Annotated in this window: 20 protein-coding genes and 1 pseudogene; 13 read left to right on the forward strand and 8 right to left on the reverse strand. The window is 72.5% G+C overall.

The genetic code is table 11. The features are described 5' to 3' along the window. Positions 1–30: 30 nt before the first annotated feature. Positions 31–585 (reverse strand): hypothetical protein, encoded by a 555-nt coding sequence (locus ACFC09_RS27235; RefSeq protein ID WP_376532961.1) that lies wholly within the window; start codon positions 583–585, stop codon positions 31–33. A 495-nt stretch (positions 586–1,080) separates the two neighbouring features. On the opposite strand from ACFC09_RS27235, the gene ACFC09_RS27240 reads away from it, so the two are divergent. The 3 genes and pseudogenes from ACFC09_RS27240 (at position 1,081) to ACFC09_RS27250 (ending at position 2,842) form a co-directional block, all read left to right on the forward strand. Beyond that, on the forward strand, positions 1,081–1,407 hold the full coding sequence (locus tag ACFC09_RS27240; protein WP_376532962.1) for a hypothetical protein: 327 nt from the start codon (positions 1,081–1,083) through the stop codon (positions 1,405–1,407). Between the two features lie 216 nt (positions 1,408–1,623). Then, positions 1,624–2,577: a HipA family kinase gene (locus ACFC09_RS27245; RefSeq protein ID WP_376532963.1), complete on the forward strand. Its 954-nt coding sequence runs from the start codon at positions 1,624–1,626 to the stop codon at positions 2,575–2,577. Then, positions 2,574–2,842: pseudogene (locus ACFC09_RS27250) on the forward strand (SelT/SelW/SelH family protein). Before ACFC09_RS27245 ends, ACFC09_RS27250 begins: the two are co-directional and overlap by 4 nt. A 49-nt stretch (positions 2,843–2,891) precedes the next feature. Here the strand turns inward: ACFC09_RS27250 and aceB are convergent. Together aceB and ACFC09_RS27260 are read right to left on the reverse strand one after the other, a co-directional pair. Further along, on the reverse strand, positions 2,892–4,517 hold the full coding sequence (aceB, locus tag ACFC09_RS27255; RefSeq protein ID WP_376532964.1) for a malate synthase A: 1,626 nt from the start codon (positions 4,515–4,517) through the stop codon (positions 2,892–2,894). 172 nt (positions 4,518–4,689) lie between these two features. Then, on the reverse strand, positions 4,690–5,316 hold the full coding sequence (locus ACFC09_RS27260; RefSeq protein ID WP_376532965.1) for an NTP transferase domain-containing protein: 627 nt from the start codon (positions 5,314–5,316) through the stop codon (positions 4,690–4,692). A gap of 199 nt (positions 5,317–5,515) precedes the next feature. Here ACFC09_RS27260 and ACFC09_RS27265 point away from each other — a divergent pair, with 199 nt between their 5' ends. Continuing rightward, positions 5,516–5,830, forward strand: coding sequence for a DUF5955 family protein (locus tag ACFC09_RS27265; RefSeq protein ID WP_376532966.1), 315 nt, complete (start codon positions 5,516–5,518; stop codon positions 5,828–5,830). A gap of 444 nt (positions 5,831–6,274) precedes the next feature. On the opposite strand, the gene ACFC09_RS27270 is transcribed toward ACFC09_RS27265, so the two are convergent. After that, positions 6,275–7,066: an IclR family transcriptional regulator gene (locus ACFC09_RS27270; protein WP_376532967.1), complete on the reverse strand. Its 792-nt coding sequence runs from the start codon at positions 7,064–7,066 to the stop codon at positions 6,275–6,277. 271 nt (positions 7,067–7,337) lie between these two features. On the opposite strand from ACFC09_RS27270, the gene allB reads away from it, so the two are divergent. Together allB and alc are read left to right on the forward strand one after the other, a co-directional pair. Beyond that, entirely contained in the window at positions 7,338–8,678 is a 1,341-nt protein-coding gene (gene allB, locus ACFC09_RS27275; protein WP_376532968.1) for an allantoinase AllB, read from the forward strand. A 50-nt stretch (positions 8,679–8,728) separates the two neighbouring features. After that, entirely contained in the window at positions 8,729–9,871 is a 1,143-nt protein-coding gene (alc, locus tag ACFC09_RS27280; RefSeq protein ID WP_376533014.1) for an allantoicase, read from the forward strand. Between the two features lie 141 nt (positions 9,872–10,012). On the opposite strand, the gene ACFC09_RS27285 is transcribed toward alc, so the two are convergent. Further along, a complete protein-coding gene (locus tag ACFC09_RS27285; RefSeq protein WP_376532969.1) occupies positions 10,013–10,762 on the reverse strand; it encodes an SDR family oxidoreductase in 750 nt (249 codons plus the stop codon). A gap of 100 nt (positions 10,763–10,862) precedes the next feature. On the opposite strand from ACFC09_RS27285, the gene ACFC09_RS27290 reads away from it, so the two are divergent. Beyond that, positions 10,863–11,678, forward strand: a complete 816-nt coding sequence (locus tag ACFC09_RS27290) for an AIM24 family protein (protein ID WP_376532970.1) — start codon at positions 10,863–10,865, stop codon at positions 11,676–11,678. A 181-nt stretch (positions 11,679–11,859) separates the two neighbouring features. Here ACFC09_RS27290 and ACFC09_RS27295 read toward each other — a convergent pair whose 3' ends face one another. Further along, positions 11,860–12,255 carry a ribonuclease domain-containing protein gene (locus ACFC09_RS27295; protein ID WP_376532971.1) on the reverse strand — a complete coding sequence of 132 codons (396 nt, stop codon included), beginning with the start codon at positions 12,253–12,255 and terminating at the stop codon, positions 11,860–11,862. A gap of 312 nt (positions 12,256–12,567) precedes the next feature. Beyond that, the gene (locus tag ACFC09_RS27300) at positions 12,568–12,768 is read right to left on the reverse strand and encodes a hypothetical protein (RefSeq protein ID WP_376532972.1); all 201 of its coding nucleotides are present in this window, start codon (positions 12,766–12,768) and stop codon (positions 12,568–12,570) included. A gap of 198 nt (positions 12,769–12,966) precedes the next feature. Between ACFC09_RS27300 and ACFC09_RS27305 the strand changes: the two genes are divergently transcribed. The 3 genes from ACFC09_RS27305 to ACFC09_RS27315 all read left to right on the forward strand — a co-directional run bounded on the left by ACFC09_RS27305 (position 12,967) and on the right by ACFC09_RS27315 (position 16,510). After that, positions 12,967–14,214: a sensor histidine kinase gene (locus ACFC09_RS27305; protein ID WP_376533015.1), complete on the forward strand. Its 1,248-nt coding sequence runs from the start codon at positions 12,967–12,969 to the stop codon at positions 14,212–14,214. A 168-nt stretch (positions 14,215–14,382) separates the two neighbouring features. After that, entirely contained in the window at positions 14,383–15,093 is a 711-nt protein-coding gene (locus tag ACFC09_RS27310; protein WP_376532973.1) for a response regulator, read from the forward strand. A 232-nt stretch (positions 15,094–15,325) separates the two neighbouring features. Then, positions 15,326–16,510: a cytochrome P450 gene (locus ACFC09_RS27315; RefSeq protein WP_376532974.1), complete on the forward strand. Its 1,185-nt coding sequence runs from the start codon at positions 15,326–15,328 to the stop codon at positions 16,508–16,510. Between the two features lie 291 nt (positions 16,511–16,801). Here the strand turns inward: ACFC09_RS27315 and ACFC09_RS27320 are convergent, their stop codons facing one another. Next, positions 16,802–17,842, reverse strand: a complete 1,041-nt coding sequence (locus ACFC09_RS27320) for a Gfo/Idh/MocA family oxidoreductase (protein WP_376532975.1) — start codon at positions 17,840–17,842, stop codon at positions 16,802–16,804. A 116-nt stretch (positions 17,843–17,958) separates the two neighbouring features. Between ACFC09_RS27320 and ACFC09_RS27325 the strand changes: the two genes are divergently transcribed. The 3 genes from ACFC09_RS27325 (at position 17,959) to ACFC09_RS27335 (ending at position 20,522) form a co-directional block, all read left to right on the forward strand. Further along, complete coding sequence (locus tag ACFC09_RS27325; protein WP_376533016.1) at positions 17,959–18,708, forward strand: GntR family transcriptional regulator; 750 nt, start codon at positions 17,959–17,961, stop codon at positions 18,706–18,708. A gap of 99 nt (positions 18,709–18,807) precedes the next feature. Beyond that, positions 18,808–19,944: an ROK family glucokinase gene (locus ACFC09_RS27330; protein WP_376532976.1), complete on the forward strand. Its 1,137-nt coding sequence runs from the start codon at positions 18,808–18,810 to the stop codon at positions 19,942–19,944. After that, complete coding sequence (locus ACFC09_RS27335) at positions 19,941–20,522, forward strand: sugar kinase (protein WP_376532977.1); 582 nt, start codon at positions 19,941–19,943, stop codon at positions 20,520–20,522. Before ACFC09_RS27330 ends, ACFC09_RS27335 begins: the two co-directional genes overlap by 4 nt. Positions 20,523–20,683: the final 161 nt, after the last annotated feature.

Consider the following 20,683-nt stretch of genomic DNA (forward strand, 5'->3'; position numbering starts at 1 on the left):
ACGGCGGGAGCCGGGCGGCCGGAATGTCCGTCAGCTCTTGAGGCGGTCCCGGTCGCCCATCACCATGACGGGGTGCTGGGCCGGGTCGAGGGTGCGCAGCAGGGTTTTCATCCCGGTCTCCGGGACCGTGACGCAGGCCGACGTGCCGTCACCGTGATCCAGGTGCAGCCAGATGCCGCCGCCCTTCTCCACGCCTTCGGGCCGGGACCAGTCATAGGGCGGGGAGCCCTTCAGCCGGTTGTAGTTGATGGCTATGACGTAGTCGAAGTCGTGGGCGTGGGCCTCTTCCTCGGGCAGTGTGGCGGCGAAGGCGTTGTCGTCGTACCAGTACCGCAGCCGGCTGCCCGGATCCCGCAGTGAGCCTCCCGCGTCCGTGAGGCCGTACACCCCGACGGGCGTGCGCTCGTCGTCCAGGCGGTGCTCCGTCGTCCAGCCCGACCTGCCGTTGTGCGCGGGCCAACTGCCCGTCCGCTGCCAGGCCGTACCGCGCTTCTCGTAGAGCACGAGGAGGCTGTCGGGGGAGTCCCGGCGCTCGCCGTAGACGACGACCACCTGACGGGTACTGGCCGGTATCTGCTTGCCCATCCGGTCTCCGACGCCCGGGAGGTGTATGCCCACCGCCGGGCGGGGGGAGCCGGATGACGCCGGGTTGTTGTTTCCTGGTGCGCCGCCGGGGCTCGACGAGCCGGTCGTGTCACCGCATGCCGTGGTCGTCGTCAGCAGGATGCCGAAGGCGAGGGCCGCGGATATGGCGTGGCGCGCACTGCCGCGTCGCATCGGCCGGAGAGACGGCCGGATAACAATTGATGTCCGCATGATCAGGATCTTGTGGCGGAACGCGGGGGACGCGCATCCGCACGCGGGCATCTGGCCTAAGCGGCGAACCGGAACCGTGAGCCGGACCGGGGGCCGGACCGGGAGCCCGCCGGGGAGGTGCCCGGCGGCCGCCCTCGGCCGCGGGCCAGTAGTCTCGACACGGACCGGTCACGAGCGCGTGAGCCACGAGCACGTGGGTCACGAGCACATGGACCTTGAGCACATGGACCTTGAGCGGCGAGCCCCGAGCAGACGGAGGACGGCATGGAGACGCGGGACCTCTACAACGTCCGGGTGCTGCCCGGCGAGGGCACGACCACACCGCTGACCGAGGAGGAGGAGCGGCGTTTCCGGGCCGTGCTGCTCAACGAACTGGGCAACGAGATCGCCGACCGGGGCTGGGCCGCTTTCCCGGCCCACACCCCGGAGGACCGCCGTCGGCTGGTCGACGTCGCGCACCGCCTGAGCGCCCACTGGGGGCGGCAGGTGTTCGCCGAGGCCGAGGACCAGTGCCGTATGCGGCTCTGCCTCGCCGGGTACGAGGCACACCCGACGCCGTTGCAGGCGGGGTCCGGGTCCTCGGTGCGGTAGGCCGGTCGAGGCCGGGCCGAGGGCGCGACTGATGGCCGGGTCGGAGGGCCGCACCGCCGTCGACGACTGCCGGGGAGACGGCGGAGACCGGGAGCCGAGCGGCCCGGCCGGGACTCCCGGCGTCTCCCCAGGGCCGATCAGGCAGAATTCCCTCGATCGCACCGCATTGGAGCCGGCAGTGGAACATGAGACAGACGACCCGTTGGGCCCAGGACGATGCTGAGAGAGGTCGCGGCAACCCGCTACGTCACCCCCCTCCGCTCGGGTGGCTCCGTGCCCGGCGTCGTCGAGGCCGACGACCTCGGGACGTACGTGGTGAAGTTCACCGGCTCGGCGCAGGGCCGCAAGGCGCTGGTCGCCGAGGTGATCGTGGGCGAGCTGGCACGCGCTCTCGGGCTGCGCTTCCCCGAACTGGTCCTGGTGCACTTCGACCCGGCGATCGCCGCGCACGAGGAACACCAGGAGGTGCGCGACCTGCACGGCGCCAGCGCCGGGATCAACCTCGGCATGGACTATCTCCCGGGCGCCCGCGACTTCACCCCCGAAGTGGCGCGCGGCTTCCCCGTGGACCCGCTGGAGGCGGGCCGGATCGTGTGGTTCGACGCGCTGACCGTCAACGTCGACCGCACGGTGCACAGCTCCAACCTGATGATCTGGCCGACCCTGGGCGTCGCACCGCCCCGGCTGTGGCTGATCGACCACGGCGCCGCCCTCGTCTTCCACCACCGCTGGGACACGGCGGACCCGGCGAAGCCCTACGACTTCCGGCACCACGCGCTCGGCCGGCTGCGTCCCCCGGGCCCGGCCGGCGCCGCGGGGACGCCCGCCGCGCCGGACGTCCGGGCGGCCGACGCCGAGCTGGCGCCCAGGGTGACGCGGGACCTGCTGCGCGAGGTCACGGCCGCCGTACCGGACGGGTGGCTGGCGGACGAGCCCGGCTTCCCGACGCCGGACGACGTCCGGCAGGCGTACGTGGACTACCTGCACGCGCGCGTGCGGGCGTCGTCGGCCTGGATACCCTCGGACTTCCCCACCGGCGAGGAACTGGCCGCCGAGGAGGCCCGCCGGGCGGCGCGCCGGCAGGAAGGACGCCCCAACTGGCTCAAGCAGGTCCCCGACCTGCACGGCAGACCGGGGGCCGAACAGGATTGGTCGGTGCACCTGGGATGAACCAGCGCGTCGAGATCGAGTACTGCACCCAGTGCCGCTGGCTGCCCCGCGCCGCCTGGCTGGCACAGGAACTGCTCACCACCTTCGAGGCCGAGCTGACGGAGCTGGCCCTGAGACCGGGCACCGGCGGCGTCTTCGTGGTCCGGGTGACGGCGAGGTCGTCTGGGACCGGCGAGACCAGGGTTTCCCCGAACCGACGGCCGTGAAGCGCGCCGTGCGCGACCGAGTGGCCCCGGAGAAATCCCTGGGCCACTCGGAGGGATGAGCACGGACGCCCGCGGGCGGCGGGCCCGGCGGGCAGGGCCGGCCGGTCCCTAGCCCGCCAGTTGCTCGTACGCCGGGAGCGTCAGGAAGTCCGCGTAGTCCTCGTCGAGGGAGACCCGGAGCAGCAGGTCGTGGGCCTGCTGCCAGTGACCGGCGGCGAAGGCTTCGTCGCCGATCTCCGCGCGGATGTTCGCCAGTTCCTCGGCGGCGACCTTGCGGGCCAGTTCCGGAGTGGCCTTCTCCCCGTTCTCGAACTCGACGCCCGCGTTGATCCACTGCCAGATCTGGGAGCGGGAGATCTCGGCGGTGGCCGCGTCCTCCATGAGGTTGAAGATGGCGACCGCGCCCAGGCCGCGCAGCCATGCCTCGATGTAGCGGATGCCGACCTGCACGGCGTTGACCAGGCCCGGATACGTCGGCCTGGCGTCGAGGGAGTCGACGGCGATCAGGTCGGCCGCCGCGACGTGCACGTCCTCGCGCAGCCGGTCCTTCTGGTTCGGCCGGTCGCCCAGCACCCTGTCGAAGGACTCCATGGCGATCGGCACCAGGTCGGGGTGGGCGACCCAGGAACCGTCGAAGCCGTCGTTCGCCTCGCGGTCCTTGTCCGCCCTGACCTTCTCGAAGGCGACCTTGTTGACCGCCTCGTCGCGCCGCGACGGGATGAACGCGGCCATGCCGCCGATCGCGTGGGCGCCGCGCCTGTGGCAGGTGCGGACGAGGAGTTCGGTGTACGCGCGCATGAACGGGGCGGTCATCGTCACGGCGTTGCGGTCCGGCAGGACGAACTTCGGACCGCCGTCCCGGAAGTTCTTGACGATCGAGAACAGGTAGTCCCAGCGGCCCGCGTTCAGCCCGGAGGCGTGGTCGCGGAGTTCGTAGAGGATCTCCTCCATCTCGTACGCGGCCGTGATCGTCTCGATCAGGACGGTGGCGCGGACGGTGCCCTGCGGGATGCCGAGGTGGTCCTGGGCGAAGACGAACACGTCGTTCCAGAGGCGGGCCTCCAGGTGCGACTCCGTCTTCGGGAGGTAGAAGTAGGGGCCCTTGCCGAGGTCCAGCAGGCGCCGGGCGTTGTGGAAGAAGTACAGGCCGAAGTCGACCAGCGCGCCGGGCACCCGGGTGCCGTCGGCGTCGGCCAGATGGCGCTCGTCCAGGTGCCAGCCGCGCGGGCGCATGACGACCGTCGCCAGCTCCGTGTCCGGCCGCAGGGCGTACGACTTGCCGCTCGCGGGGTCCGTGAAGTCGATGTTCCGGCGGTAGGCGTCGGTCAGGTTGAGCTGGCCGGTGACGACGTTCTCCCAGGTGGGCGCCGACGCGTCCTCGAAGTCCGCGAGCCAGATCCGCGCGCCGGAGTTGAGCGCGTTGATGGTCATCTTGCGGTCCGTGGGGCCGGTGATCTCGACCCGGCGGTCGTCCAGGGCCGCGGGGGCCGGGGCCACCCGCCAGGAGTCGTCCGCGCGGATCGCGGCGGTCTCCGGGAGGAAGTCGAGCGTGGAGGTGCGGGCGATCTCGGCGCGGCGCGCCGCACGGCGGGCGAGCAGCTCGTCACGGCGCGGCGTGAAACGCCGGTGCAGCTCGGCCACGAAGGCGAGTGCCGCGTCGGTGAGGACCTCCTCCTGCCGGGGCAGGGGCTCGGCGTCGACGATGGCCAGCGGGGACGGCGCTGGTGCGGACATGAGTGGTCACTTCCTTCAGCGTGGCACCGGGTGCCCATCGTTCCGTGAAGCCCGTGGAGCGGTCGGGCGCTTCTGACCAGTGGATACTAGTTTCCTCATTGTGGAACTTCAATGGTTTGTTGATGTCGAGATTCTCCGGGTCGAGGCAAGGTGGCGCGCGGTGCCACGCCCCTCACTCAAGGTGGACCAGGTCGGCCTCGGTGTCGATGTCGTACGGCCGCGCCACGTCCCCGCACTCGACGAGCGTGATCTCCCCTTCGTGGGCCTTCAGGTAGGCGCGGGCGCCCCGGTCCCCGGTCGCGGCGGCGGCGATGCCCGCCCAGTGGGCGGAGCCGAGGAGAACGGGGTGCCCGCGTACGCCCGCGTACACCGCCGAGACGAGTGACGTCTCGTCCCGGTACGCGGCACGGACCCGGCGCGTCGCCGCCGCGCCGATGCCCGGCTGGTCGACCAGTGAGACCAGGGCGGCCCGCACCCCCGTGCCGGCGAGCGAGTCCAGCCCGGCCCGCAGCGAGGACCCCATGCCCGCCGCCCAGTCCGGGTTGTCCACGAGGACGCAGCCGCCGAGGGCGGCCCGCTCCCGGACGATGTCCGCCGCGGCCCCGAGCACCACGTGGATCTGTTCGCAGCCTGCCGACCGCAGCGCTGCGACCGCGTGTTCCACCAGCGGTCTGCCCCGGTGTTCGAGCAGCGCCTTGGGCCGCCCGCCGAGCCGCCGCCCACTGCCCGCCGCGAGCACCAGCCCCGCGACCGGACCTCCGCCGTCGGCCGGACCCGGGCCGCTTCGGTCGTCTCTCATGCGTCCTCCCTCATACCTCCTGCATACCTGACATCAGGAGGATCGCCCGGTGTCCGAGGGCTGAATTTCGGTCCGTGGAGTGGCGCGGCACCGGCCGGGTGGCGTTTACTGGCCGTTCCCCGGCGTCCGACCAGCGTCGTGGGGCAGGGGGCGGGACCGCCGGGCGCGTGCGCCACGCGGAGTACGAGGGGGGAGGGCCGTGTTGCGGAGTTTGGGGCAGATGCCGGTGACCGGCAGCGACGAGGACCCGAGAGTGACGGAACTGCGGACCGCGGTGTCCCGGCTGCGGCGGGAACTCGCCGCGCACCCGGCCGAGTTCCGGGACCGGGTCATAGCCGAGGACGAACTGGCCGCACTGGCCGCGATGACCTCCGGCGGGGCCCCGGAGATCCCGCGGCTGCGCCGCTCGCTGCTCCTGATCGCGGGCGCGATCGGCTCGGTCAGCGCCCTGTCCCGCGGCCTGTCGGAGGTCCGCGCCGCGGTGGACCTGTTCGGAGAACCACCACGCCCCTGAACCCGAGCCCGAGCCCCACGACACTCCGACAACACCTGTAAGGGGCACGGGAAACCACCCGACCACCCACGACGCCGCGCCGCGCCCGAATGGTGGCGTGTGGTGCTTCGTACGCCGGGGTTCTATTTCTCCGCGCAGGGAGGCGCCCCGCCGGGGGCGCGGGGAACTGCGCGTCCGGCCACGACGGCGCCGCAGCGGGCTGATGACGTGTGGCGATTCGTGCGGGCCGGGGGTCTCCGGGCGGGTTGGCGCCCTGTCAGGGGCGCGGGGAACTGCGCGACCGGCCACGACGGCGCCGCAGCCGACTGATGGCGTGCGGCGACCCGTGCGGGGCGACGGCCCGCGGACCGAGCGACGCCCGCAGACGGCGCGAGGACCGCGACCGCACCCCGACCGCACCCCGACCGCACCCCACCCCGCCCCGCCCCAGCGGCCAGCGCCCCGTCAGGAACCAGAAGTCGCCAGAGACCGCGACAGATCCACCGCCACCTGTTGCAGTACCGGCACGATCTTCTCCGTGGCTGATTCCGTGACCCGGCCCGCCGGGCCGGAGATCGAGATGGCCGCGGCCGTGGGGGAGTCGGGCACCGAGACCGCGAGGCAGCGGACGCCGAGTTCCTGCTCGTTGTCGTCGATCGCATACCCGAGGCGGCGCACGTCCGCCAGGGCGGCCAGGAAGCGGTCCGGCGCGGTGATGGTCTTCTCGGTCGCGGCAGGCATCCCCGTGCGGGACAGCAGCGCGCGCACCTCGTCGTCGGGCACGCCCGCGAGCAGTGCCTTGCCCACCCCCGTGGAGTGCGGCAGCACCCGCCGGCCCACCTCGGTGAACATGCGCATCGAGTGCTTGGACGGCACCTGCGCCACGTAGACGATCTCGTCCCCGTCCAGCAGGGCCATGTTCGCCGTCTCGCCGGTCTCCTCGACCAGCCGGGCCAGATAGGGGCGGGCCCAGGTGCCGAGCAGTCGGGAGGCCGACTCGCCGAGCCGGATCAGGCGCGGTCCGAGGGCATACCGGCGGTTCGCCTGCTGACGGACGTATCCGCAGGCCACGAGCGTCCGCATGAGCCGGTGGATGGTCGGCAGAGGCAGCCCGCTGCTCACGGACAGCTCGCTGAGGCCGACCTCGCCGCCCGCGTCCGCCATCCGTTCGAGCAGGTCGAAGGCGCGCTCCAGGGACTGGACCCCACCGCCGGCGGACTTGGCGGAGTCGGTGGTGCTGGCGCTGGACGTCGGCACGGCGCGTTCCTTTCAGGACTGGCAGGAAGGGCAGAAGCCTACCCGGCGGCCGATCGACTCCCCGCTTTTCCGTCACTAAGTTCTGCTGGTCGGAAGCATAATTCCGCTTTGTGGAACTGTCCAGAGGGTCGCCGGAGGGTGTCCTGGTGGAAAGTGTGCCCCTTGACGTCGCGGGAGCGGGCGTGAAGACTCCTTCAACAGAACGTTGAAATCCGTTACGTGGTGGTAAATCCCGTTTCCTGGATGTGAACGACGGCAGAGAGGGGTCCCGGTGTCCGACGCTGAACTGGTGCTGCGCTCGACACGTGTCATCACTCCGGAGGGGACGCGGGCCGCCTCGGTCGCCGTCTCGGCCGGGAGGATCACGGCCGTACTGCCGTACGACGCTCCCGTGGCCGCGGGCACCGACCTGACGGACGTCGGCGACCACGTCCTGCTGCCGGGCCTGGTCGACACCCACGTGCACGTCAACGACCCGGGCCGCACCGAGTGGGAGGGCTTCTGGACCGCCACCCGCGCGGCGGCGGCCGGCGGCATCACCACCCTCGTGGACATGCCCCTCAACTCCCTCCCCCCGACCACCACGGTCGACCATCTCCGTACCAAGCAGGCTGTCGCCGTCGGCCAGGCCCACGTGGACGTCGGCTTCTGGGGCGGCGCCCTGCCCGACAACGTCAAGGACCTGCGCCCGCTGCACGACGCCGGGGTCCTCGGCTTCAAGGCGTTCCTGTCGCCGTCCGGCGTGGACGAGTTCCCGCCCCTCGACCAGGACGGGCTCGCCCGGTCCCTGGCCGAGATCGCCTCCTTCGACGGCCTGCTGATCGTGCACGCCGAGGACCCGCACCGACTGGCCGCCGCCCCGCAGCACGGCGGTCCCCGATACGCCGACTTCCTCGCCTCCCGTCCGCGCGACGCCGAGGACACGGCCATCGCGCACCTGCTCGCGCAGGCCGGGCGGCTCGACGCGCGGGTGCACGTGCTGCACCTGTCGTCGAGCGACGCACTGCCGCTGATCGCCGCCGCCCGGTCCGACGGCGTACGCGTCACCGCCGAGACCTGCCCGCACTACCTCACCCTGACCGCCGAGGAGATCCCCGACGGCGCCAGCGAGTTCAAGTGCTGTCCGCCCATCCGGGAGGCCGCCAACCGGGACCTGCTCTGGCAGGCGCTGGCGGACGGCACGATCGACTGCGTCGTCACCGACCACTCGCCCTCCACCACCGACCTCAAGACCGCCGACTTCGCCACCGCCTGGGGCGGCATCTCCGGCCTCCAGTTGAGCCTGGCCGCCGTCTGGACCGAGGCACGCCGGCGCGGTCACGACCTGGCCGACGTCGCGCGCTGGATGTCGACCCGCACGGCCGCACTGGTCGGCCTCGGCGCCCGCAAGGGCGCCATCGCCCCGGGCCATGACGCCGACTTCACCGTCCTCGCCCCGGACGAGACCTTCACCGTCGACCCGGCACACCTCCAGCACCGCAACCGGGTCACGGCGTACGCAGGCAAGACCCTGTACGGCGTGGTGAAGTCCACCTGGCTGCGCGGCGAACGCATCGCCGTCGACGGCGAGTTCACCGCCCCGAAGGGCCGACTGCTGAGCCGTACCTCCTGAGCCTCCCGCATTCCCCCGGCGGCCGAATCCCGAAAGGAACCATGATCACCGTGACGGCGATTCCCAGCTTCACCGGCGACGCGAACCCCTACGGAGGCGGCGACCCGTACGCGGACTACCGCACCGCCGACTTCCCCTTCACCCACCACGCCGACCTCGCCGACCGCCGGCTCGGTGCCTCGGTCGTCGCTGCGGCCGACGAGTTCTTCGCCCAGTGCGAGAACCTGCTGCTGCCCGGCCGGCCCGAGTTCGACCCCGAGCGCTTCGGACACAAGGGAAAGATCATGGACGGCTGGGAGACGCGCCGCCGCCGGGGCGTCTCGGCGGACCACCCGTGGCCGTCCGCCGAGGACCACGACTGGGCGCTGATCCGGCTCGGGGCACCCGGCGTCGTACGCGGCATCGTCGTCGACACCGCGCACTTCCGCGGCAATTACCCGCAGGCCGTCTCCGTCGAGGGCACCTCCGTGCCGGGTTCCCCGTCCCCCGGGGCGCTGCTGTCCGACGACACGAAGTGGACGACGCTCCTGCCGCGCACGTCCGTCGGCGGCCACGCGGCCAACGGCTTCGTGGTCACCGTCGAACAGCGCATCACCCACCTGCGGGTCAGCCAGCACCCCGACGGCGGCATCGCGCGCCTGCGGGCGTACGGCGAGGTGGTGCCCGATCCCGCGTGGCTGGCCGTGCTCGGCACCTTCGACGTGGTCGCCCTGGCGAACGGCGGTCAGGTCGAGGACGCCTCCGACCTCTTCTATTCGCCGGCCACCAACACCATCCGGCCGGGCCGCTCCCAGAGGATGGACGACGGCTGGGAGACGCGCCGCCGCCGTGACCAGGGGCATGACTGGATCCGCTACCGGCTGGCCGCCCAGTCCTCGATCCGCGCGATCGAGATCGACACCGCCTGCCTCAAGGGCAACAGCGCCGGCTGGGCCTCGGTGTCCGTCCGGGACGGGGAGGGCGGCGCGGGTGGGGCGGGCAATGGAGGTGGCGAGTGGACCGAGATCCTGCCGCGGACCCGTCTCCAGCCCGACACGAACCACCGGTTCGTCCTGCCGGAACCCGCCGTCGGCACGCACGCGCGCGTGGACGTCTTCCCGGACGGCGGCATCTCACGGCTGCGCCTGCACGGCTCACTCACCGAGCAGGGCGCGACCCGGCTGGCCGCCCGTCACCAGGAACTGGGTGGCTGAGCGGGAACTGGGTGGCTGAGCGGGAACTGGGTGGCTGAGCGGGAACTGGGTGGCTGAGCGGGATACGGGCGGCTGGGCGGGTGGCGGTGGCGGCGTGGGCGGCGCACGCCGCGCGGGTGCCCGTCCGGCCGCGTGGGAAGCTCATGCCGCGTGCCCGCCGTCCACCGCGAACTCCGCGCCCGTGACGTACGCGGCCTCCGGACCGGCGAGGTAGGACACCATCGACGCGACCTCCTCCGCCGTCCCGAAGCGACCGACGGCGGTCATCGCGGCCTGGGCGGCGGCCGTGGGCCCGGTGGCCGGGTTCATGTCGGTGTCGGTCGGCCCCGGGTGCACCACGTTCGCGGTGATGCCGCGCCCGCCCAACTCCCGGGCCAGTGCTTTCGTCAGACCGACCAGCGCCGACTTGCTCGTCGCGTAGAGCGTCCCGCCGGGACCCGGTACCCGCTGTGCCATGCACGTACCGATCGTGATGATCCGGCCGCCCGCGCCCATGCGTCCGGCCGCCGCCCGCGAGGTCACGAAGACGCCCCGCACGTTCACGGCGAGGACCCGGTCGACGTCCTCGTCGGTGAGTGTCTCCAGGGGGCCGAGGACACCCACGCCCGCGTTGTTCACCAGCACGTCCAGGCCGCCCAGCGCCTCGGCCGCCCGTGTCACCGCGCCCGCCGACTGCGTGGCGTCCGCGGCGTCCGCGCGCAGTGCCACCGCGCGCCGTCCCTGTGCCTCGACCGCTCGTACGACCTCCTCGGCCGCCTCCTCCCCGCGGACGTAGGTGAGCGCGACGTCCGCGCCGTCCCGGGCGAGCCGCAGTGCCGTCGCCGCGCCGATGCCCCGGCTGCCGCCGGTCACCAGGGCGGCCTTGCCGTGCAGGTTTCGCTGAATCGTCATGCGCCCATCCCAGCGGAGGCCGCGGTGGGGCACCGGCGGGAAACGGACGGTGATCTCGGGCGGCTGGAACTCTTCGCTCCCTGTTCCGCGTTCTCCCCCCGTGACCCTTCAGCAAGAAATCGTCGGCAACGCCATGCAGATGGCGGTCGTCAACCTGGAGCCCGGCCAGAGCGTGTACTGCGAGGCCGGAAAGTTCCTGTTCAAGACGGCGAACGTGACCATGGAGACCCGCCTGTCGGGCCCGTCGAACTCGAACGGCGGCGGACAGCAGGGCGGCGGAGGCGGCATGGGCGGCCTGCTGCGCCAGGCCATGGGCACGGCCATGCAGGTCGGCCAGCGGGCGCTCGCCGGTGAGTCACTGGCCTTCCAGCACTTCTCCGCTCAGGGCGGTGCGGGCACCGTCGGCTTCGCGGGCGTGCTGCCCGGCGAGATGCGCGCCCTCGAACTGGACGGCACGCGCGCGTGGTTCGCGGAGAAGGACGCCTTCGTGGCCGCCGAGTCGACGGTCGATTTCGGGATCGCCTTCCAGGGCGGCCGGACCGGCATGAGCGGCGGTGAGGGTTTCATCCTGGAGAAGTTCACCGGGCACGGCACGGTGATCATCGCCGGCGCGGGCAACTTCATCGACCTCGACCCGGCCGACTTCGGCGGCCGCATCGAGGTCGACACGGGCTGTGTCGTCGCCTTCGAGGAGGGCATCCGCTACGGCGTCCAGCGCATCGGCGGCCTCAACCGCCAGGGGATCATGAACGCGGTCTTCGGCGGCGAGGGGCTGTCGCTGGCCACCCTGGAGGGCAGCGGCCGCGTCATCCTCCAGTCCCTCACCATCGAGGGTCTTGCCAACGCCCTGAAGAAGGCCCAGGGCGGCGACAAGCAGGGACCGACGGGCGGACTGTTCTCGACGCATGCCGGGTGACCGGGCGGTTCCCGGCCCACGGCGGCGGCCCACGCGGGGCCGGACGCACCCGCGGCGCCGAGCAGAGCCACCCCCGGCCCCGCGGCGGACGCGTGGGGGCCGCGGAGCCAGGGGTGTCCGGGAGACGCGATCTTCCTCCCGGGCCGTGCGCCGGTGGATCAGTCGGTGACGCCGACGGCTCTCAGCAGCCGTAGTCGATGAGGTCGAACGAAACGTAGTGGTCGGCCGTGTAGTAGTCCTCCCGGTAGTCCTCACCGGTGACGATGCGGCGCGCGCCGCGCGTGGAGGAGCCCGGGGTCTTCACGGTGTACTCGTGGTAGTAGCCCTGCGACTGGCTCGGCAGCACGCCCTCGCGGTTCTGGAAGACGATGCCGTCCTGCGGGTAGGGGTAGGGGCCGCCCTGGTCGATCAGCCTGAGTGTGTCGTACGCCTGGGAGGGCAGGTCGCCGTAGCAGATGTCGCCGACCGCGGTGGCCGCGGCGTCGGCCGTGGTGGCGGTGACGGTGGCGCCCATGAGCAGCGCGGACAGGAGCGCCGCTGTGGCGCCGATACGGGTGCGGTGTGGGGGGAATCTCATGGCCCCATGATGACGCGCGTAGATGGTGGCATGTCAATGACAACTCAGGGATTTTTCCCTCGGGTTCGATGAGTTTTCGGAAAGTTGACCCGTTCTGTCCCACCCCGTCGGCCGCGGCTCAACCGGAGCCCGGTTCCCGCCGCGGCTCGACCGGATTCCGATACACCTCCACGACCGGACCAGCTCCCGGCCCTCCGCCCGGCTCAACCGGATCCCGCTCCCGCCCCGGTTCAACCGGATCCCGTTCCTGTCGCGGTTCAACCGGATCCCGTTCCCGTCACGGTTCAACCGGAGCCGCCTCTCCGTCACGGTTCAACCGGATCCCCGGCTCTCCGCCGCGGCGAACAGGGCGACCGCGAGCACGATCAGCGCGATGCTGGCGTAGACCTCGTACCCGTCGAGGAAACCCACCCGCTGGAGGAGTCCGACGTGCCAGTCGGTGAACTCGTGCACCAGCCCCATGACCCCCTGCGCCAGGGCGAGGAATCCGATCAGCTCCAGAAACTGCTTCATGCCACGACCCTCGCGCCCGGCCCGCCGCGGCGCATCGGCCGGGGGGCGCTCCGCACCCGCCGCAAGTCGGCGGTGTCCGCCACCGGGACCGCCGAAAGTATCCGCCGCCCCGACTTTGGTCGCCGGTACCGTGCTCCAAGCGGTCGCCGCCGCCGAACCTGCGTAGATTTGTCGACCGTGAGTGGTACGACGCAGGAGATGGAGCCGCAGCGGGCGGCGCACGGTTTCGCGGGCCGACGGTGGCTGTTCCCGTCGGCCGTGATCCATGAGCTGGACCCGGACGCCGGGCAGGCCGGGCGGCGCCCGCGCCGGACCGCACGCGACTGGCTCGTCGACTTCTCCTGCTTCCTGCTGGCGGTCTTCCTCGGCCTGGCGGGCGCCGAGTCCCTGCGCAACGAGGTCGACCTGCCCCACTCGCTCGCCGTCCTCGACCAGTCGCTGGGCGCCCTGGCCTGCGCCGCAGTCTGGCTGCGCCGCCGGTGGCCGGTCGCGCTCGCCGCCGCCATGGTCCCGGTCAGCCTGCTGTCCACCACGGCGGGCGGCGCCGGCATGGTCGCCCTGTTCACGCTCGCCGTGCACCGGCCCTTCCGGTACGTGGCCTGGATCGGCGCCGCCAACCTCGTCCTGGTCCCGGTCTTCTACTGGCTGCGTCCCGACCCCGAGCTGCCCTATATGGGCGTCGTCGTGTTCGCCACGCTGCTCACCGTCTCCGTCATCGGCTGGGGCATGGTGGCCCGCTCCAAACGCCGGCTCATGCTGAGCCTGCGGGATCGGGCGCGGCGCGCCGAGGCGGAGGCCCGGCTGCGCGCCGAGCGGGCGCAGCGGCTCGCCCGCGAGGCCATCGCGCGGGAGATGCACGACGTGCTCGCCCACCGGCTCACCCTGCTCAGCGTGCACGCGGGCGCCCTGGAGTTCCGGCCCGACGCGCCCCGCGAGGAGGTCGAGCGGGCGGCCGGGGTGATCCGGGAGAGCGCCCACGAGGCACTTCAGGACCTGCGCGAGATCATCGGTGTGCTGCGGACCGGCGACTCCGACGACACCGGGCGCCCGCAGCCGACGCTGGTCACGCTGGAGGCCCTGGTCGCGGAGTCCCGGGCGGCGGGCGCCAAGGTCGGTCTGGACAGCCGGGTCACCGAGCCCGCCGCCGTCCCCGCGTCCATCGGGCGTACCGCCTACCGCATCGCCCAGGAGGGGCTGACCAATGCCCGCAAGCACGCCCCCGGTACCGAGGTCACGGTGACCCTCACCGGCGCCCCCGGGGAGGGACTGACCCTCTCGGTGCGCAACTCCGCCCCCGACGGCGACGTACCGCACGTTCCCGGCTCCGGCCAGGGGCTGATCGGGCTCACCGAACGGGCGACACTGGCCGGCGGCCGCCTCGATCACGGCGCCACCGGGGACGGCGGCTTCGAGGTGCGGTCGTGGCTGCCGTGGGCCGCCGCCTGAGACGTCCCCGGCACCGGGCCCGCCGTGGGCCCGGCGGGCCGCACGTCCGTGAGTCCGCGGGCCGCCGTACACCCATGGGGCCCGTAGGGGCCGTACATCCATGAGGCCCGTAGGGGCCATACGCCCGTGCGGCCGTGGGGGCCGTACACCCGTGATTACGTAGGGGCCATGACTGCGATCAGACTGCTCCTCGTCGACGACGACCCGCTCGTGCGGGCGGGCCTGGCCCTCATGATGGGCGGCGCCGATGACATCGAGATCGTCGGCACCGCCGCCGACGGGAGCGAGGTCGAGGCGCTGGTCGACCGCACCCGTCCGGACGTCGTCCTGATGGACATCCGCATGCCGTCGGTGGACGGGCTCACGGCCACGGAGCGGCTGCGCGATCGCGAGGACGCGCCCCAGGTCGTCGTCCTCACCACCTTCCACGCCGACGAACAGGTGCTGCACGCCCTGCGCGCGGGCGCCGCGGGCTTCGTCCTCAAGGACACCCCGCCCGCCGAGATCGTCGACGCCGTACGCCGGGTCGCGGGCGGCGACCCCGTCCTGTCACCCGCCGTCACCCGCCAGTTGATGGCGCACGCGGCCGGAGCCGCCGCCGAAACCCGCCGCTCACGCGCGCGTGAGCGGCTCGCCGCGCTCAACGACCGCGAACGGGAGGTCGCCGTCGCGGTCGGCCGGGGTCTCGCCAACGCCGAGATCGCCGCCACGCTCTTCATGAGCGTCGCCACCGTCAAGACCCACGTCTCCCGCATCCTCGCCAAGCTCGGCCTCAACAACCGCGTACAGATCGCTCTCCTCGCCTACGACGCGGGACTCCTGGACGACGACACGAACGACACGAGCGACCCGGACGGTGTGAACGGCGTGAACAGCTGAACGGCACGGGCGGCATGAACCGCTCGGGTCGGCTCGGATCAGAGCGGATCGGGGCGGACCAGTGCGGATCGGGGTGGGTCGGGGCGGAGCACGGGTGAAGGGGACGCGGCCGAAGAGGGCCGGCTGCGGTCCGCTGGGCACTTGACGGGGTCGGTGCGCGTTGTCGGGGTGACGGGACGTGCCCGGAACGTGTGCCGGTGGTCACGGGGAGCCGTCCGGAAGGGGGAAAGGCATGGCGGGAGTCATCGATCTGGGGGAGTTCGGGGAGCAACTGCGGACCGACCCGCATCCGGTGTACGCGCGGCTGAGGGAGCGGGGGCCGGTCCACCGGGTGCGGTTGCCGGCGCGCGAGGGGCACCACGTGATGTGGATCGTCGTGGGGCACGAGGAGGCGCGCGCGGCCCTCGCGGACCCCCGGCTGGCCAAGGACGGCAGCAGGATCGGCATGACCTTCCTCGACGAGGAGATGATCGGCAAGTACCTGCTGGTCGCCGACCCGCCCCTGCACACCCGGCTGCGCGGGCTCGTCACCCGCGCGTTCACGATGCGCCGCGTGGAGGAACTGCGGCCCAGGATCCAGGAGATCACCGAGCGACTGCTCGACGAGATGCTGCCACGCGGCCGCGCCGACCTCGTCGACGCCCTCGCCTTCCCGCTGCCCATCACCGTCATCTGCGAACTGCTCGGCGTCCCCGAACTGGACCGCGCCGAGTTCCGGAAGATGTCCACGGAGGCCGTCGCGCCCACCAGCGCGCAGACCGAGTACGACGCCATCGTCCGGCTCGCCGCCTACCTCACGGAGCTGATCGAGGACAAGCGGCGCGCCGGACCGAGCGACGATCTGCTCAGCGACCTGATCCGCACCACCGCCGAGGACGGCGACCGGCTCTCCCCACAGGAACTGCGCGGCATGGCCTTCCTGTTGCTGGTCGCCGGACACGAGACCACCGTCAATCTCATCACCAACGGCATACGCGCCCTGCTCACCCACCCCGCCCAACTCGCCGCCCTGCGCGCCGACATGACCCTCCTGGACGGCATGGTCGAGGAGACACTGCGGTACGAGGGACCGGTGGAGAACGCGACGTTCCGGTATGCGGCCGAGCCCCTGGAGATCGGCGGCACGCCCATCGCCCGGGGCGAGCCCGTGATGATCGGCCTCACCGCGGCCGACCGGGACCCGGGCCGCTACCCCGACCCGGACCGCTTCGACATCCGCCGCGACACCCGGGGCCACCTGGCCTTCGGCCATGGCATCCACTACTGCCTGGGCGCACCCCTGGCCCGCCTGGAGGCTCGTACGGCGATCGGCTCCCTGCTCGCCCGCGCCCCCGGCCTGACCCTGGACGGCCTGCCCGGCGACTGGCTGCCCGGCATGCTGATGCGCGGGACGCGCAGCCTGCCGGTGCGCTGGTGAGCCGGCTCCGCCGGTCGGGCGGCTCCGCCGGTGGTAGGGGTCCGCTGATGGTGCGGCTCCGCCGGTGGTGGCGCGGGGGTGCGCTGGTGGTGCGTGTTCGCCAGTGGCACGGTACGGCGGTCCGCTGAGGGCGGCGAGGCTGTTGCCCCGGCCCCTGCCCCGGCCCCGGCCCCCAGCCCTGGCTCCGGCCCCCCGGCCCCGGCCCCGGCTTCCCGGCTCTGGCCCCGGCTCCGGCTTCCCGGCTCTGGCCCCGGCTCCGGCTTCCCGGCTCCGGCTCCGGCCCCGGGCCCGTCACCCGGCGGCCGGCGAGGGCCCGTCCGGGGCTGCTTCCTCGCCCTGGATCTCCGCCAGCCGCACCGGCCGGTGCTCCCGGCGGGACACCTCGCACGCCTCGGCGATGCGCAGGGCCTGCAACGCCTCACGGCCGTCGCAGGGATTGGGCCGCTCGCCGCGCACCACCTCGACGAAGGCGCGCAGCTCGGCCTCGTAGGCGGGGCCGAACCGTTCCAGGAACCCCGGCCAGGGCTTGTCCGCGGGTGGCGGGCCGGTCGGTTCGGTCGAGGCGATCGGTGTGCGGTCGTCCAGTCCGACCACGACGGTGTCCCGCTCCCCGGCCAGCTCCATGCGGACGTCGTAGCCCGCGCCGTTCAGCCGGGTCGCCGTCGCCGTGGCCAGCGTGCTGTCCTCCAGGGTGAGCACGGCCGCACCCGTGTCGACGTCACCGGCCTCGCGGAACATCGCGGGACCGGCGTCCGACCCGGTCGCGTACACGTCGACCACCTCGCGCCCGGTCACCCAGCGCAGCGCGTCGAAGTCGTGGATCAGGGTGTCCCGGAACAGCCCGCCGGACAGCGGCAGCCACTCGGGCGGGGGAGGGGACTGGTCGCAGGTCATGGCGCGCACCGTGTGCAGCCGCCCGAGCCGCCGGGACCGTACCGCCTCGCGCGCGCCGGCGTATCCCGCGTCGAACCGTCGCTGGAACCCCATCTGCAGGACCGTGCCGGCCGCGTCGACCTCGGCGAGCGCGTGCAGGGTACCCGGCAGATCGAGAGCTATGGGCTTCTCGCAGAAGACAGGGAGCGCGGAGCGTGCCGCGCGGCCGATTAAGTCGGCGTGGGCCGCCGTCGCCGCGGTGATGACCACGGCGTCCACTCCCCAGGTGAAGATCTCGTCCACCCCGGGCGCCGCCGTCTCCCCGAGGCGGTGCGCCAGTTCCTGGGCCCGCGCCGGGTCCGCGTCCGTGAGGATCAGCGAACCGACCTCGCGGTGGCGGCTGAGCGTGTTCGCATGGATGGTGCCGATGCGGCCCGTACCGATGATCCCGATGCGCATGGAAACAAGGTGAGGGCCATCGCGGACCCTGTCAATCACCATGTCCGGACAATCGGACCTCACGACTTCCCGTCAACCGGCCCCGGAGCTACGCTCAGGCCGTGCCGAAACCAGATGTGGATCCGACCGCCGCCCTCGATCTCAGCGTGGACCGCAGCTCGCCGGTCCCCCTGTACTTCCAGTTGTCCCAGCAACTGGAGGCCGCGATCGAACACGGAGCGCTCACGCCCGGCAGCCTGCTCGGCAACGAGATCGAGCTGGCCGGGCGGCTCGGCCTGTCCCGGCCCACCGTCCGCCAGGCCATCCAGTCCCTGGTCGACAAGGGGCTGCTGGTCCGCCGCCGCGGGGTCGGTACCCAGGTCGTGCACAGCCAGGTCAAGCGCCCACTGGAGCTGAGCAGCCTCTACGACGACCTGGAGGCGGCCGGTCAGCGGCCCGCGACCTCGGTCGTCGTCAACACGGTCGTCGCGGCGTCCGCGGCGGTGGCGGCCGCGCTGGACGTGGCCGAGGGCAGCGACGTGCACCGCATCGAGCGGCTGCGGCTGGCGCACGGCGAGCCGATGGCGTACCTGGTCAACCATCTGCCGCCCGGCCTGCTCGACCTGGACACCGCGCAACTGGAGGCCACCGGCCTGTACCGGCTGATGCGTGCCGCCGGGATCACCCTGCACAGCGCCCGGCAGTCCATCGGGGCCCGCGGCGCCAGGGCGGCCGAGGCCGAGCGGCTGGGCGAGGCCGAGGGCGCCCCGCTGCTCACCATGCAGCGCACCACCTTCGACGACACCGGCCGCGCGGTCGAGTTCGGCGACCACATCTACCGGCCGTCGCGCTATTCCTTCGAGTTCCAGTTGCTCGTACGGTCCTGAGCGGTCGGCCGGTCCACCGGATCCGTCATCATGTCCGGACAATACGACCGCCGGGCCGCGACCCCACTCACCCCCCACGGTGAGGCAGAATCGGCCGTGATGAGCACCTACCGCGATCTCACGGCCCCCATCGGATCCCGCAGAGCCCCCGTCCTGCGTACGGTCGGCACGCGGGAACGCCGGTCCCACCTGACCGCCCCCCGAGTCCCCACCGTGGGCATCGACATCGGCGGTACGAAGGTCATGGCGGGCGTCGTCGACGCCGACGGCAACATCCTGGAGCGGCTGCGCACCGAGACCCCGGACAAGTCGAAGAGTCCCAGGGTCGTCGAGGACACCATCGTCGAACTGGTCCTGGACCTGTCCGACCGGCACGACGTGCACGCGGTGGGCATCGGCGCGGCCGGCTGGGTCGACGCCGACCGCAACCGCGTGCTGTTCGCCCCCCACCTGTCCTGGCGCAACGAGCCGCTGCGCGACCGGCTGGCCGGCCGGCTCGCCGTGCCCGTCCTGGTCGACAACGACGCCAACGCCGCCGCCTGGGCGGAGTGGCGGTTCGGCGCCGGGCGCGGCGAGGACCATCTCGTGATGATCACGCTGGGTACCGGTATCGGCGGCGCGATCCTGGAGGACGGCCAGGTCAAGCGGGGTAAGTACGGGGTCGCGGGCGAGTTCGGCCATATGCAGGTCGTGCCCGGTGGGCACCGCTGCCCGTGCGGCAACCGTGGCTGCTGGGAGCAGTACAGCTCGGGCAACGCGCTGGTCCGCGAGGCCAGGGAACTGGCCGCCGCCGACTCCCCGGTGGCGTACGGGATCATCGAGCACGTCAAGGGCAGCATCGGCGACATCACCGGCCCGCTGATCACCGAGCTGGCTCGTGACGGCGACGCGATGTGCATCGAACTGCTCCAGGACATCGGCCAGTGGCTGGGCGTCGGCATCGCCAACCTGGCGGCGGCCCTCGACCCGTCCTGCTTCGTGATCGGCGGGGGTGTCTCGGCCGCCGACGACCTGCTGATCGGCCCCGCGCGGGACGCCTTCAAACGCCACCTCACCGGCCGCGGCTACCGCCCCGAGGCGCGCATCACCCGCGCCCAGCTCGGCCCCGAGGCCGGCATGGTCGGCGCCGCCGACCTGGCCCGGCTGGTCGCCCGCCGCTTCCGCCGGGCCAAGCGGCGCCGGGTGGAGCGCTACGAGCGGTACGTGGCGGCCCGCCGCCCCCGGGACACCGCATGACCGTCTCGCTGCCGCACCAGTCCGAGCCGTCCGAGACACCGGCCCGGCCCGTCGAGAGCCCCGGCCGCAAGGCCCGCCGCCGGGCCCTGACCCTGCTGATCATCGTGCTGCTCATCGGCGTCCCGGCCGGGTACCTGATGATCTCCGCCGACCAGAGCCGGGACAGCGGCAAGGACAAGGAGGCCAAGTACTCGGCGACCGGCCTCACCGAGGGCTGGCCGTCGAAGGTGCAGCGCCGCCTCTACCAGGTGAACGTCCCGCACCCGGCCGACCGGATCGCCTACTACGAGACCAACAACTGGAAGACCAGCCGCCTCTACGTCCAGTTCCGCACCACCGTCGCCGGCCTCGACAGCTTCCTGGAGGCCATGGGCGTGCGGCAGGACGGCCTCAAGGCGAACGACATCGCCATCGCCGACCGGGACCAGAAGATCACCGGCTGGGACTTCACCGGCCCCGGCCCGTGGTCGGGATTCAGCCTCAGGAAGAAGAACCCGGCGCCCAGCCAGGACGTGGTCGTGAACATGTCCGACCCGAAGTTCCCGATGGTGTACGTCGTCGCGCTCACGGTGCCCTGACCGGTCCACCGGATCTGACAGATCCGCGTTTCCGACCGATCCCCGACCCTCACCGACCTGATCCGACCTGATCCGATCTGATCCGGTGCGGGCCGGTCGCCGGGGCCGATTGTCAGACCCCGCCCGTACAGTCGAAGACGTTCGTTCCGACGCACGCGCGG

Origin of the sequence: Streptomyces sp. NPDC056161 (assembly GCF_042268025.1) — a bacterium.
In the GTDB taxonomy this organism is placed as follows: domain Bacteria; phylum Actinomycetota; class Actinomycetes; order Streptomycetales; family Streptomycetaceae; genus Streptomyces.

Bases quoted from the DNA above. Each gene is read 5' to 3' on its own strand.
- ACFC09_RS27260 (WP_376532965.1), bottom strand. From the start codon at position 5,316: ATGAGAGACGACCGAAGCGGCCCGGGTCCGGCCGACGGCGGAGGTCCG.
- aceB (WP_376532964.1), bottom strand. From the start codon at position 4,517: ATGTCCGCACCAGCGCCGTCCCCGCTGGCCATCGTCGACGCCGAGCCC.
- ACFC09_RS27305 (WP_376533015.1), top strand. From the start codon at position 12,967: ATGGAGCCGCAGCGGGCGGCGCACGGTTTCGCGGGCCGACGGTGGCTG.
- ACFC09_RS27240 (WP_376532962.1), top strand. From the start codon at position 1,081: ATGGAGACGCGGGACCTCTACAACGTCCGGGTGCTGCCCGGCGAGGGC.
- ACFC09_RS27285 (WP_376532969.1), bottom strand. From the start codon at position 10,762: ATGACGATTCAGCGAAACCTGCACGGCAAGGCCGCCCTGGTGACCGGC.
- ACFC09_RS27300 (WP_376532972.1), bottom strand. From the start codon at position 12,768: ATGAAGCAGTTTCTGGAGCTGATCGGATTCCTCGCCCTGGCGCAGGGG.
- ACFC09_RS27295 (WP_376532971.1), bottom strand. From the start codon at position 12,255: ATGAGATTCCCCCCACACCGCACCCGTATCGGCGCCACAGCGGCGCTC.
- ACFC09_RS27310 (WP_376532973.1), top strand. From the start codon at position 14,383: ATGACTGCGATCAGACTGCTCCTCGTCGACGACGACCCGCTCGTGCGG.
- ACFC09_RS27245 (WP_376532963.1), top strand. From the start codon at position 1,624: ATGCTGAGAGAGGTCGCGGCAACCCGCTACGTCACCCCCCTCCGCTCG.
- ACFC09_RS27235 (WP_376532961.1), bottom strand. From the start codon at position 585: ATGGGCAAGCAGATACCGGCCAGTACCCGTCAGGTGGTCGTCGTCTAC.
- ACFC09_RS27320 (WP_376532975.1), bottom strand. From the start codon at position 17,842: ATGCGCATCGGGATCATCGGTACGGGCCGCATCGGCACCATCCATGCG.
- ACFC09_RS27335 (WP_376532977.1), top strand. From the start codon at position 19,941: ATGACCGTCTCGCTGCCGCACCAGTCCGAGCCGTCCGAGACACCGGCC.
- ACFC09_RS27315 (WP_376532974.1), top strand. From the start codon at position 15,326: ATGGCGGGAGTCATCGATCTGGGGGAGTTCGGGGAGCAACTGCGGACC.
- ACFC09_RS27330 (WP_376532976.1), top strand. From the start codon at position 18,808: ATGAGCACCTACCGCGATCTCACGGCCCCCATCGGATCCCGCAGAGCC.